This window comes from Streptomyces indicus, from assembly GCF_900100315.1.
Lineage (GTDB): Bacteria > Actinomycetota > Actinomycetes > Streptomycetales > Streptomycetaceae > Streptomyces > Streptomyces indicus.
In genome coordinates this window covers 1-12,642 of the sequence record NZ_FNFF01000020.1, presented here as the reverse complement: position 1 = coordinate 12,642, position 12,642 = coordinate 1, and the positions used below count along the sequence as shown (strand labels likewise).

8 protein-coding genes are annotated in these 12,642 nt (G+C 74.1%); 4 read left to right on the top strand and 4 right to left on the bottom strand.

Features of this window, described 5'->3' with window-relative positions:
* Window positions 1–62 precede the first annotated feature (62 nt).
* Window positions 63–731 (bottom strand): bifunctional DNA primase/polymerase, encoded by a 669-nt coding sequence (locus BLT97_RS32415; protein WP_093616728.1) that lies wholly within the window; start codon window positions 729–731, stop codon window positions 63–65.
* 306 nt (window positions 732–1,037) lie between these two features.
* Here BLT97_RS32415 and BLT97_RS32410 point away from each other — a divergent pair, with 306 nt between their 5' ends.
* Both BLT97_RS32410 and BLT97_RS32405 read left to right on the top strand, forming a co-directional pair.
* On the top strand, window positions 1,038–2,438 hold the full coding sequence (locus tag BLT97_RS32410; RefSeq protein WP_093616726.1) for an NsdA family TPR-like regulatory protein: 1,401 nt from the start codon (window positions 1,038–1,040) through the stop codon (window positions 2,436–2,438).
* Window positions 2,439–2,613: 175 nt separating this feature from the next.
* Window positions 2,614–4,251, top strand: coding sequence for a hypothetical protein (locus BLT97_RS32405; protein ID WP_093616724.1), 1,638 nt, complete (start codon window positions 2,614–2,616; stop codon window positions 4,249–4,251).
* A gap of 105 nt (window positions 4,252–4,356) precedes the next feature.
* Here BLT97_RS32405 and BLT97_RS32400 read toward each other — a convergent pair whose 3' ends face one another.
* Window positions 4,357–5,673, bottom strand: coding sequence for an ABC transporter substrate-binding protein (locus tag BLT97_RS32400; RefSeq protein WP_245769670.1), 1,317 nt, complete (start codon window positions 5,671–5,673; stop codon window positions 4,357–4,359).
* A gap of 171 nt (window positions 5,674–5,844) precedes the next feature.
* On the opposite strand from BLT97_RS32400, the gene BLT97_RS32395 reads away from it, so the two are divergent.
* A complete protein-coding gene (locus tag BLT97_RS32395) occupies window positions 5,845–6,291 on the top strand; it encodes an SCO4402 family protein (protein WP_176953974.1) in 447 nt (148 codons plus the stop codon).
* Between the two features lie 64 nt (window positions 6,292–6,355).
* Window positions 6,356–7,231: a formyltetrahydrofolate deformylase gene (purU, locus tag BLT97_RS32390; RefSeq protein WP_093616721.1), complete on the top strand. Its 876-nt coding sequence runs from the start codon at window positions 6,356–6,358 to the stop codon at window positions 7,229–7,231.
* Window positions 7,232–7,300: 69 nt separating this feature from the next.
* On the opposite strand, the gene BLT97_RS38760 is transcribed toward purU, so the two are convergent.
* Together BLT97_RS38760 and BLT97_RS32380 are read right to left on the bottom strand one after the other, a co-directional pair.
* Complete coding sequence (locus tag BLT97_RS38760) at window positions 7,301–9,835, bottom strand: ABC transporter substrate-binding protein (RefSeq protein WP_245769669.1); 2,535 nt, start codon at window positions 9,833–9,835, stop codon at window positions 7,301–7,303.
* 106 nt (window positions 9,836–9,941) lie between these two features.
* A partial coding sequence (locus BLT97_RS32380; RefSeq protein WP_093616719.1) for a tetratricopeptide repeat protein occupies window positions 9,942–12,642 on the bottom strand: 2,701 nt, incomplete at its 5' end.

Sequence of the window (12,642 nt, the reverse complement as noted above, 5' to 3'; positions counted from 1 at the left end):
GTCCCTGCCGCCGCGCCCCGCGACCGGCGGTCCCTGCCGCCGCGCCCCGCGACCAGCGGTCCCTACCGCCGCGCCTCGCGCCCGCAGGCGTAGGCCAGGGCGCTGATCAGCTCCTCCGCGTCCGGCAGCCAGCGGTTGGCGGGCGTCGGGCGGCGGGCCCACTGCACCGCGCCGTGCGCGCCGAAGCGGGTCGGGGGAGCCGCCACCCATTCGCCCTCGCCGAGCGCCCTGAGGTCCAGCGAACCGAGCGACCAGCCCAACTTCCGTACGAGATCGGGGATCTTGGCGGTCGCGCCCGGCAGCACGAAGAACTGCATGCGGCGGTTCGGCGTCAGGGTCACCGGGCCCAAGGTCAGCTCCATCCGCTCCAGGCGCGCCAGCGCGAGGAAGCCCGCCGTCTCCGGCACGTCCAGCGCGTCGAAGGTGCGGCCCGTCGGCAGCAGGATCGAGGACGCCGGCTGCTTCGACCACAGCCGGCGCGCGACCGTGGCACTGCCGGTGGCCTGCGTCGCCCAGTCGTCGCGGGCGGGGTGGGCGCCGGGCAGGGCGCAGGCGGGGGCGCCGCACGAGCAGGACTCGGTGCCGGCGGAGTCCTCGCGGATCTCCAGCCAGGTGCCCGGGAACACGTCCCAGTGCCGCTCCTCCGCGTACCGCACGGCGGCGTCGAGCAGCGTCTCGCCGCGCTGCTGGGGGATCCGGTCGGCCGTAGCGGGGGTGATGGTCTCTTCCACGGAGTGTTCAACTCCGGCCGTCACTGCGGGTTACGGGCTGCGCGGCGCGCCACGCAGGTGCATCGATTCGGCATACGGGGCGCATGGATGCATGGACGGGGGCGCGCGGTCGGATCGGCCGCGGGGGATGGGTAGCCACCTGTGAGGGGCCGATCACGGAAGGTGCGCACCGGCCGCGCGCTCCCGTGCGTCGCCTCCGCCGTTTGGTCAGCGACATTCCTGCATCTTCCCTTCCGTACCTGGGCATTGATCGTCAGAAGTGATCATTCCGGTGCAAAGCACCGCGGCGCACACAGGGGGTACGTCATGGCCGCAAGGCCGCTCGTGGCGCGGCAGCCGAACGAACGGCTGCAGGCGCTCATCCAGGAAGCCGGCTGCTCCAACGCCGGGCTCGCGCGCCGGGTGAACATGTGCGGCGCCGAGCACGGGCTCGATCTGCGCTACGACAAGACCTCCGTGGCCCGCTGGCTGCGCGGGCAGCAGCCGCGCGGGCGGGCGCCCGCGATCATCGCCGAGGCGCTCGGCCGCAAGCTCGGCCGCACGGTCACCATCGACGAGATCGGGATGGCCAACGGCAAGAACCTCGCCTCCGGGGTGGGCCTGCAGTTCTCGCCCACCGTGCTCGGCGCGATCGAGCAGGTCTGCGAGCTGTGGCGCAGCGATGTCGGGCGGCGCGACTTCCTGTCCGGTTCGTCCGTGGCCGCGTCCGCGCTCGTCGAGCCCAGCCGCGACTGGCTGATCACGGCGATGGATCAGCAGGTGGCCCGGTCGGCCGGGGCGCGGGTGGGGACGGCGGACGTCGAGGCCGTACGGGCCATGACCGAGGCGCTCAAGCAGCTCGACCACCAATTCGGCAGCGGGCACGTGCGTCCCGTGGTCGTGCACTACCTCAACTCCGTGGTGTCCGGGCTGCTCGCCGGGTCGTACCGGGAGTCGGTGGGGCGCGAACTCTTCGCCGCCGTGGCCCGGTTGACCGAACTCGCCGGCTACATGGCGATCGACACGGGGCAGCCCGGGCTCGCCCAGCGCTACTACATCCAGGCGCTGCGGCTGGCGCAGGCGGCCGGTGACCGCGGCTACGGCGGATACGTACTGGCCGCGTCCATGAGCCACTTGGCGGCGCAGCTCGGCAATCCGCGCGAGATCGCGCAGCTGGCGCGCGCGGCGCAGGAGGGTGCGCGCGGGCGGGTCACGCCGCGCGCGGAGGCGATGTTCCACGCGGCCGAGGCGCGCGGGCACGCACTCCTCGGGGACGCGCGGACGACCCACCTGGTGATCTCGCGGGCCGAGGGCGCCATGGAGCGGGCCGATGCGGGCACCGGGGGCGGCTCCGAGTCCGGGGACGACCCGGTATGGATCCGGCACTTCGACCGGGCCTATCTCGCGGACGAACTCGCCCACTGCTACCGGGACTTGGGGCAGGCCGAGGAGGCCGAGCGGGCGGCGCGCGAGGCGCTTGACGGGCTGCCGGAGTCGCGGGTGCGCCGGCGCGCCATCGGGCTCGTGCTGCTCGCCTCTGCCCAGGTGCAGCGGCGTGCGGTGGAGGAGGCCTGCCATACGGGGATGCGGGCCGTGGAGCTGCTCGGGTCGCTGCGGTCCAACCGCGGGGCGGAGTATCTGGAGGATCTCCAGGGGCGGCTCGAACCGTTCCGCGAGGAGGCGGTGGTACGGGAGTTCGGGGCCAGGCTGGACATCCAGGCTGCGTGAACGAGGGGGCGTGTGTGGCGCTCTGACGGGTGCCGTGACGTGGTGCTCCGACGGTGCTGTGACGTGGTGCGGGCCGTGGTCGGTCCGTCGGTGCGGGTGGCCTGGGTTTGGGGTGGGGCGGGGAGCCGGTAGCGTGTCCGGCGATTCCAGCGTTCCCCATTGGTAGGAGTCCCCGGTGACGCAGAGCGGACAGGGCGAGGAGCCGCAGATACCCGCGGCGCGGCCCGCCCAGGAAGGCGTCGTGCTGCCCGCGGACGGCGGCGCACCGCTGCTGCCCGGAGGGTACGCGGAGCCTGCCGGCCCCGCGGTCCCCGTGGGCGGCCAGCCCTGGGGCCAGCCGTGGGGGCCCGAGTCGGCGTCCGCGCAGCCCTCACCCGCACAGGGCGCCGTGCCGCCCGCGCCGGTGCAGCCTCCGCCCGCGCAGGGGGCCGCGCAGCCCCTGCCCGCCTCCGGTCCCGATGCCGAGGCCACGCAGTACATCGCGCCCGTGCCGGGGCAGGGCATGCCGCCCGCGTTCGGCGCCTCCGCCGCCGATGAGGCCGCGACGCAGATGATTCCGCCCGTTATGGGCGATACGCCGGAAATGGGTGCCCAGAGGCGGCAGTTGCCCCCGCAGGGCCCGCCCGGCGCGCTCCCGCCGCAGGCGCCCCACGCTCCGTACGCCCAGCAGACCGCGCCCGCTCAGCAGCCCGCGCAGATGCCCCCCGCTCAGCAGTCCGCGCAGATGACTCCGCCGCAGACGCCGCCGGGTGCGCTGCCCCCGGAGGAGCCCGCCGAGTCCACGTACTTCCTCGGCAACCAGCCGAACACCGTCGGCCCGGGCGCACAGCCGCCCGTGAGCCCCGACGCCCAGGCCACCCAGTACCTCCCGCCCGTGCCGCCCGCGCAGGGCAGCGGTCCGGTGGGCTCCGGTTCCGTGCCGCCTGCGCCCACCGGGGCCCCGTACGGGATCCGGCCCGGGGCGCCCGGGGACCGGCAGCCGCCCGCCGAGTTCGACAGCCTCTTCCGCAGCGAACCGGCCGGCGGTGGCACCGACTCGACCCAGCAGATGCCGCGCATCGAGCAGCCGGGCCCCGCCCCGCGCGCCTCCCACGGGAGCCACGGCGGACCGGGCGGGCACGGCGGCCGGGCCGCTGCGCGCCGCGGTGACGACGGGCGCGGCGGACGCGGTGGCGGTGCGCCCACCCGCGGGCGGGTGCTCGCGGTCGTCGGGGTGGGGATCGCCGTCGTCGGCATCGCCGCCGGCGGTCTGATCGGGCTGCTCGGCGGGGACGGCGACGAGGGCGAGCAGGACCCCGCGCCCGCCGCAGCGACCGGGCCCGCGAAGGAGTCCTCGTCCGCGCCGGCCGCCCCCGACCCTGCGAAGGCGCAGGCCGTCGCGCTCGACAAGCTGCTCGCCGACTCCAACAACAGCCGTGACGCGGTGATCCGTTCGGTCGAGGCGATCAAGAGCTGCAAGAACCTCGGGCGGGCCGCGCAGGACCTGCGCGAGGCGGCCGACCAGCGCAACTCGCTGGTGTCCCGGCTCGCCGAGCTGAACACCGACAAGCTGCCGCAGCAGCAGAAGCTGCGCGATGCGCTCAACAAGGCCTGGAAGGCGTCCGCTTCGGCCGACGACCACTACGCCGCGTGGGCCGGGCAGGTGGCCGGCAAGAAGGGCTGCCCGAAGGGCACGGCGCGGTCGACGAACCAGAGCCAGGCCGGCAACCGCGCGAGCGGCGAGGCGACCACCGCCAAGCGCGAGGCGGCGCCGCTGTGGAACGCGATCGCCAAGCAGTGGGGCCTGCCGGAGCGGACGCCGACCCAGCTCTAGGACGTGCGAAGGGGCGGGCCCGCAAGCCCGCCCCGACCGGCAGGAGGCCGCGCTCCGGCCTCCTGCCCCCCCGTACGCCGCCCCCCAACTCCCGCGCGCACCGCGCTAGATCGTCTGCTCCAGTGTTTCCGACATGTCCACCGACGTGCCCCCCACGGCCTGGAGCTGGCCGCCGCGCACCTGCTGGAACCAGACGTGGGCGTTGACCATGCGCGGGTAGTCGCGGACCGCGATCGTGTCCTCGAAGCGCCAGCTCAGCGTGGGCGTGAGACCGCCGGTCTTCACGCGCAGGCCGTCGTTGAGCGCCTGGGTGACCGCGTCGGCGTCCACGGTGCCGTCGCCGAGCGACTCGACGACCTGCTTGAGGACGGTGTACGCGATCCAGGTGTTCTGCACGCTGGCGTCCGCCGGGTCGATGCGGTTGTCGTTGAAGGCGTGCTCGCTGATGACCTTGCGCATCGGCTCCCAGCGCGCGTCGCCCGCCGCCGGGTACCAGCCGGTGAAGTAAGCGCCTTCGTACACACCGGACTTGCCGCCGCCCCGGTTGATCGCGGTCTGGTCGATGGAGCCGGCCACGGAGCCGACCCGCACCTCCTGGAAGTCCTCGCGCTCGCGCCGGAACGAGTCGAAGAACGTGGCCGTGCGGTCGCCGAGCGCCGCCGTCACACAGCCCTTGCGGGCCTGTTCGCGCGCGCCCTCGACGCCGAGCGTGGTCGCGAGGGACTCCGGTGCGCCGGCCGCTTCCAGGGCCTTCGCGGCCTGCGCGGCGAAGTCGTTGGCGTCCTCCTTCGCGCGGATGTCCGCGGCCGCCGGGCGACCGGCCTGCTTGAGCGAGTAGTCGAGCAGCTCGGGCAGGTCGTCGCCGGCGATGGTGTCCGGGCGGACGAGGGAGACCCGCTGGCAGTGCTCGGCGAGCTGGCGCCCGTTGCCGGCCATCAGCGCCACCTGCCCGCCGTTGACGGGATACGACAGCGGGCTGGTGAACTCGTCGTCCGTCAGGCCGAATCCGCCGATGAACGGGATGCCCTCCGCCTCCAGGGCCGACAGGAACGAGCGCCCGTACTGGCTGTAGGAGCCGACCACCGCCGTCACCTCGGCGTCCACCGCGCGCCGGGCGCAGTCGGCGGCGCCGGACACCTTGTTGTGCTCGTTGCACGTGATGACCTTGAGCTCGCGGCCGTTCAGACCGCCGTTGGCGTTGACCCAGCGCGCGTACGCCTGGGCCATCGCCGGGACGCCGGGGGCATTGGTGCTCTTGGTGTTCTCCGGGGCCCAGGTCATCACGGTGACCGGCTCCTCGGAGTCGGAGGACAGGCCCGGTATCGCGCCGCAGCCTGCGGTCAGCGACGCGGCGGCGACGAGTGCGGCCGCGCTGCGGGCGGCCGAAGAGCGCAGGCGGAGGCGGGGAGGCCGAGGGGTCATGGACATGGACCCTTGCGTCACGTTCCGAATCTTTGAGTGAAGTTGCCTCAACGGAAAGTGACGCGAAGGTGAACATGGGGGGCCCGGGGGGTCACCGGGACGAAGAACGTACGATCGGCAACCGTGCAAAGCTCGGAGAAGTCTTCCCGTCGCGGCCGCCGCTCCTCCACCATGGGCGGCATGCCTGTGAACGACATGCCTTGGTGGCGCTGGCGCGCCAATGTGCGCTCCGCGCTGCACATGCTCTCCGACCCGGTCTTCCAGCAGGAGTGCTGGCTGGCGGGGCGTGAGGAGTACGGGGACGTCACCGACGCCGTGTACCGCCTGGTCGAGGACACCTGGCTGGACAACTGGTCCGCCGAGAAGTACGTCGGCACGATCTTCCGCGACCCGCAGGAGGCCGCGCTGGTCGACACCGCGGTGCTCCGGGTGCTGCGGATCATGCACCAGGTCGGCCCGGACGCCCCCGTGCAGGCCTACCTCGAGCACCACGGCTGGCCCGAGGCCGTACGCGCCGCGCGGGACGCCCACGTACGGCTGGCGCAGAGCGACGGCGAGGACCCGGACGTGCCGCCGCGCACCCTCGAGGTGCTGCGGATCATGACGCGCTCGGCCTGACCGGGACCGTCCGCGAGGCGGTACGTGGCCCCGGTCACGGGCCCGCGTATGCGATCCTGCCTGGATGAGCGAGCAGCCCCGTCCCACCTCCGCCGACCAGTACGTCCTCACCCTGTCGTGCCCCGACAAGCAGGGCATCGTGCACGCCGTCTCGTCGTACCTCTTCATGACGGGATGCAACATCGAGGACAGCCAGCAGTTCGGAGACCGCGACACCGGGCTGTTCTTCATGCGGGTGCACTTCTCCGCCGAGGCCCCGGTCACCCTGGAGAAGCTGCGCGCCTCCTTCGCGGCGGTCGGCGACTCCTTCCAGATGGACTGGCAGCTGCACCGCGCCGAGGACCGGATGCGGATCATCCTGATGGTGTCGAAGTTCGGGCACTGCCTGAACGACCTGCTGTTCCGCGCCCGTATCGGCGCCCTGCCGGTGGACATCGCCGCGGTGGTCTCCAACCACACGGACTTCGCCGAGCTCGTCGCCTCGTACGACCTCCCCTTCCACCACATCCCGGTCACGAAGGACACGAAGGCCGAGGCCGAGGCGCAGCTCCTCGAGCTGGTCCGCGAGGAGGGCGTGGAGCTGGTGGTGCTCGCCCGCTACATGCAGGTGCTCTCCGACGACCTGTGCAAGCAGCTGAGCGGCCGGATCATCAACATCCACCACTCGTTCCTGCCGAGCTTCAAGGGCGCGAAGCCCTACCACCAGGCGCACGCGCGCGGTGTGAAGCTGATCGGCGCCACCGCGCACTACGTGACCGCCGACCTCGACGAGGGCCCGATCATCGAGCAGGAGGTCGAGCGCGTCGGCCACGAGGTGACGCCCGAGCAGCTGGTCGCGATCGGCCGGGACGTGGAGTGCCAGGCGCTCGCGCGGGCGGTCAAGTGGCATGCCGAGCACCGGATCCTGCTCAACGGGCGGCGGACGGTCGTCTTCGCCTGAGCGGTCGGCCGAGCGGTCGGCCGAGCGGTCGGTTGAGCCCGGGCGGGGCGTGACCCCGTGACTCCGTGGTCACGGGACCGGAGGCGCCTCGCACAGGTCGTCGAATCTGAACGCCTTGTCCTCCTCCTGTAGTTGCCGTTCCCGTTCGAGGCGTTCCAGGAGCGGGCCGAGTGCGGATCCGCGGTTCCCGGCGCCGACGAACGCGAGCGCCGCGCGCTGGAACGCGTTGCGCAGCGTGGGCGGCATCGCGTCGGAGGCGTCGAAGCAGATCTGCCCGGCGCCGTTGATCAGCTGTTGCACCTTCTGCGTGGCGCTGCCCGGCTCCGGCGCGAGCCCCACCGCACCGGGGAAGAACGGCCGCGCGCCCGTGCTCGCCGCGGCCGCCCACTCCGTACGGGCCTCGGCCGAGGTGAGCCGGCGCAGCAGCTCCCAGGCCTCGGGCCGGTCCTCGAAGACGGCGGCCATGTCGCCGGACACCTCGAAGCTGTCCGCGTGCTCCTTGCCGAGCCGCGGCAGGAAGTCGGTGGTGGGGGCGGGCACGTACGACGGATCGTAATGGCGCCGGATGAACGAGCCCTGGTGTTCCAGCTCGCACTGCGGCCTGGCGTCCAGGAGCCCGCCGCGGGGCTCGAAGGACCGTACGAGCGCCGCGTCCGCCGCCGCGCCGCCGGGCAGCAGCTCACCCCACTCCTGCCAGGCCCCCCGCACCTCGGGCGAGGTCCACGCCAGGTCGCCGGTGGCCCAGGCCTCGTACACCGCGGGACCCTCGCGGCGAAGGAGCAGGTCCTCGACCCAGTCGGTGCCGGGCCAGCCCGAGGTCGCCCCCGAACTCAGGCCCAGGCACCAGCGGCGCCGCTCCGAGTCGTCGTCCGGGTCGCGCCACACGATCGACTTGAGATCGACCCGCACCGGCACCCAGTACGCCCGGGAGGCCACCGGCCCGCCGTCCCCGTCCGCCGCCGTCACCTCGGGCGCCCACGGTCCGACGGCCGCGTCGTCCAGGCCCTCGGGCAGCGGCAGTACGGAGCCGTCGCGGGCGTACTCGGAGAGCTCGCCCAGGCTGTTGAGGATCGCCACGTCCGGCGGCGAGCCGGCCTGGAGCTGCGCGAGGAGGGTGTCGCGCAGGGAGCGGGTGCCGGTGTACGCGTAGTCGATGCCGGTGGCGTCCAGGGCGGCGAGGAAGGGGTCCTCCTCGCCGTCGGTCCACGGCCCGAGCACCGTGACCTTGCGCGGCTCGTCGCCCGTGCAGGCGTACACCGACAGGGCGGCCACCGTGAACAGGGCGGCGCCGAGCAGGGTCCGTACGACGAGCGCGCGCCGGCCCCGTCGCCGCGCCCCGGCCCGTCGCCCCCCGGGTCCGGAGGGCAGGACGGCCGCGCGCGCCGACGGATACTCACGTCCGTACCCGTACAGCGCGAGTCCCGCCGCGAGCGCCGCGGCGACGCCGAAGCCCACGGCGATCCGGGCGGTCTGCGCCCAGCCCACGGGTCCCGCCTCGTCGAAGCGGGCGGTCACCTCGGCGGCGGTGCGCTCGATCCGGGCGAGTGCCGCTTCCGCGTCCTGGTCGGCCTGGTCCGTCCTGCCCGTGGGCGGGGGTGCGGTCGTGGGCCGTTCGGTCAAGGCGGTCAGGTCGGCGCGGACCGCGCGCTGGGCCAGATGCTCCTCCACCGCGCCCGCCGCGAGCAGCCCGCAGACGGCCGCCGCGACCATGGCGAGCGCCCACAGCGGGGTGCTGATCAGCCGCAGCCGGCGGCGGCAGAACCGCAGGGTGCCCGCGAGCACCGTGCCGAACAGGGCCGTCGCGAGCAGGGCCAGGACGGCGAGCAGCACGGGTGCGGGGGCCCGTGGTCCGCGCTCGGCCTCCTGGCTCAACTCCCGTTCCAGGGCGGCGATCCGGCCCAGGACGGAGGTGGGCGGCCGCTCGGTCTCCTCTGCGGACGTGTTGTCGGGGTCCGCGGGTCCGGTGCATCGCAGGGCGGCGTCGGGGCGTTCGCACAGGATGTCGGCGCCGTAGCTGAGGCCCGCCTTGCGCAGGGCGCGGTCCTCGCGGTTCTCGCTCGCCATGGAGACGGCGCTGCGGTACGAGCCCACCAGGCCGTTGACCACGCCGAGCTCCTGCGCCTGCGCGGCGTCGAAGGCGGTGGAGCGGGTGGCGCCGTTCAGCGCCTGCACGCTGTCGCTGAGGAAGCGTTCGTAGCGCTCGCCGATGTCGACCTGGGGCGGGTCGTGGGTGCCCGCCTTCCCGTCCGGCCGCGGCTCCCCGAAGCGGCGTACCGCCTCCTTCTGCGCCCGTTCCAGCTGGACGCGGGCGGTCGCGAGGTCCGTGACGGCGGGCGCGAGACGGCCGCGCACATGGTCGGTGCGGCCGTGCACGTCGAAGTAGGCGGCCGCGAGCAGGGCGAAGGCGAGCAGCGCGAGGGCCGGCAGGACCAGGCGCCGGCGGCGCAGCAGCTCCGAGGTCAGCGGCTGCTGTCCGGTACGGGAGGGCTCCCCGCACGACCACCGCCACAGCGCGGGCAGCGAGCGGCGCGGATCGAGGCGCACCGCGCCCGCGCGGACGCGGTGCCGTGCACGGGCACCGGCCCGCCGGACACGATCGAGCAAGCCGCCTCTCAACACGCCTCCTCTGCCCGCCGGTTGACAGCCCCGCGACCGCCACTCGCCCTCGTCCGCCTGCCCACCTCCCCGACTCCCCACCCCATCCGCCCCCTCACCCCTCCGGCTCCCGTCCGCCCGACAACCACCGCGGCAGGCGCGGGGCCGTGCCCGGCGGGCGGTGACGGAGGCGGGTGGGGCGGATGTGGTGGGCGTTGTCCAGGAGGGCCTCGATCAGGGCGTCGTCCTTCGCGCGACCCGAGCGCGGCACCTGGTGGGCCAGGCGCCGGTAGCTGTCGGACAGCCGGAGCAGCAACTGCTCCTCCGTGCGCGGCACCCGCAGCCGTACCGGCAGATCGTGGTCGAGGTCCACCGGCAGCCGGTCCGCCAGTTCCGACCAGGGGTCGATGCCCGTACGGCGGGCCGACTCGACCACGAGCACCTGGAGTTCGAGCAGGTCCGCGCGCAGCCGCTCCTCGGCCGCCGGATCCGTGAGGCCCTCGTGCTCCACGAGGCGCAGCAGCGCCTGGTAGGCAAGCGTGAACTGGGCGAGCGAGGGCTCGGGCCGCGCCTCGTGCAGCCCCGCACGGATCCGCACGAGCGCCGTGCGCGCCGCCGTGCGGTGCCGCGAGTCGGGCGGCACCCCTTCGAGCGCGTCCACCGCGTCCTGCGGCAGCCCCTCGGCCAGATGCATCCGGGCCAGACCGAAGGCCGCGCTGCCCTGCGCGTGGTTGCGGCACCACACCGACCGGTAGAACTCCTTGGCCTGCTCGGACGCGCCCAGGTGCTCGTGGCAGTAGCCGAGGGCGAGCTTCGGCGCGTATTCGCCGGGGATGTCCTCGTACACCTGCGTGAACGCCGCGCGGGCCTGCTCGACGCGCTGGTGCGCGAGTTCGATGAGGCCCTGGTGCCAGGGCACCCGCCAGTCGTGCCGGGCCCGTTCCTCGCCGATGAGCTGGCCGGCCTTGCGCGCCGCCGCGCCGGCCGCCGCCAGCTGCCGGGCCAGTTCGTCCAGCGGGGTGCGCGGCCGCTCGGCGGGCCCGTCCCCCTCGAAGGCGACCGGTTCGGGACGCGGCTGCGTGAGGGCGTGCCGCGCGGCCCTGGCCTCCTGGATGTGCAGCCGGCAGCGCAGGAACAGCAGCTCCGGCGTGTGCTCCCAGCTGGCGGTCCGGTCGAGCAGCCCCTTCGGGTCGTGGTACGAAGTGCGTTGCAGCCGCTTCCAGTTGGGGTCCTTGCGGTCCGGGTGCGGTGGCGGCAGATCGGCGGCTGCGTCGCCGGGTGCGGGCGGCCGCTGAGGGCCGAGGAGTCTCTTGTACGAGCCTCCGCCCGCCCACTGCTCCAGGGGCGGGGCCGACCCGAGTCCGCCGTCCAGGGTGTCGGCCACCGGGCCGAAATGCAGGGACGGCGCGAAGGTCTCCTCGTTGAGCCGCAGTGAACGCAACTCCCGTAAGACTGCGTGCAATTGGCCCGCCATCTCCTCGGCGGTGGCGAACCGGCCCGCCGGATCCGGCCGGGTGGCGCGCGCGAGCGTCAGGCGCAGGGAGCGCTCGCCCAGGGTGCCGACGGCCGGCGCGGCGTCGAGCAGGCTGGTGAGGACGTGCCCGAGGCAGTACAGATCTCCCGCCGGGCCCATCCGCCCGTCGGGGCCGGCCTCCGGGGGCGTGACCGTGGTCGGCCCCGGCTCGTCGAAACCGCGTACCGCCGCCACGTCGATGAGCTTGATGGTGTCGCCGCAGTGCAGCACGTTGTTGAGCGAGAGGTCCCCGTAGACGAGCTCCTGCTCCTTGCGCGTGTGCAGATAGTGCAGCGCGTCCAGGATCCGCACCCCGTACACGGCGATGAACTCCAGGACGCGCGCACCCTCGAACGGCGGCTCGCGGCGCAGGATCCGCTGCCGGATCTCCTCCAGGGTGAGCCCGTCGGCGAACTCCATCACCAGGAGCGGCCCGGCGCCGTCCTTGTCGAGGATCGCGTTGTGCACCTTCACGATGAACGGGTGGTTGATCTCCACGAGCCGCAGCCGCTCGCGGGCGGCCTGCTCGGCCGCGCCCGGGTCGCGCGGGTTGTGCCGCTTCAGCGCGACGAGCCGGTTGAGCAGCGCGCGGTCGTGCGCGAGATACACCTGCCCGTAGCTGCCGCTCGCCAGCTTCCCCACCACGTGGTACTGCTGCTCGGCCTCCGCGAACCGCGAGCCGCCCTCCGCTGCGGGCGGCCGGGGCGGGGCGTCCTGCGGTGCGGGCTCGGTGAGTTCGGGCCCCTGCACCTGCACCCACGGCAGGTCCTCGAGGCCGTCACCCGCCGCCTCGATGCTGATCTCCAGCGGTGCCGCGAGCCGCGCCTCGCGTGCGCGTGCCGCCAACAGCAGGTTCTCCACGTCGAGTTCGAGCAGGAACAGCTCGTGCGCGGCCCCCAGCGGATCGCCGCGCACCGTACGCCTGAGCCGTTCCAGGCGTACGAGCAGCTCCTCGGCCCCGTCCGCACGCGCCGCCCCGCCGCGCTCCGACAACCTCCGCTGGACGCGGTGCAGTTCCGTCAGACGCTCCGCGATCCGGTCCCCGACGGCGGCCGGCCACTCCGGACCGAGCAGCTCCTCGTGCAGCAGCCGCAGCAGCGGCGCCCGCGGATCGCGGAACGCGAGCAGCAGCCGGGCCCTCCTGCGGGCGCGCGCGGCGCGCAGCAGCGCGAGCACGGCCTCGGGGGAGGAGGCGCAGGCCTCGGGCAGCACGAAGGCGGCGGTCATGCCGGGGCAGTCGGCGGCGATCCGGGCGAGCAGGGCTTCGTCGTCGGGGTGGTGTGGTGTGGGGTGGGGGAGTTGG

What these genes read in the sequence shown, in the direction of transcription:
- BLT97_RS32410 (WP_093616726.1), top strand. Translation starts at nt 1,038, where the DNA reads ATGGCCGCAAGGCCGCTCGTGGCGCGGCAGCCGAACGAACGGCTGCAG.
- purU (WP_093616721.1), top strand. Translation starts at nt 6,356, where the DNA reads ATGAGCGAGCAGCCCCGTCCCACCTCCGCCGACCAGTACGTCCTCACC.
- BLT97_RS32395 (WP_176953974.1), top strand. Translation starts at nt 5,845, where the DNA reads ATGGGCGGCATGCCTGTGAACGACATGCCTTGGTGGCGCTGGCGCGCC.
- BLT97_RS32400 (WP_245769670.1), bottom strand. Translation starts at nt 5,673, where the DNA reads ATGACCCCTCGGCCTCCCCGCCTCCGCCTGCGCTCTTCGGCCGCCCGC.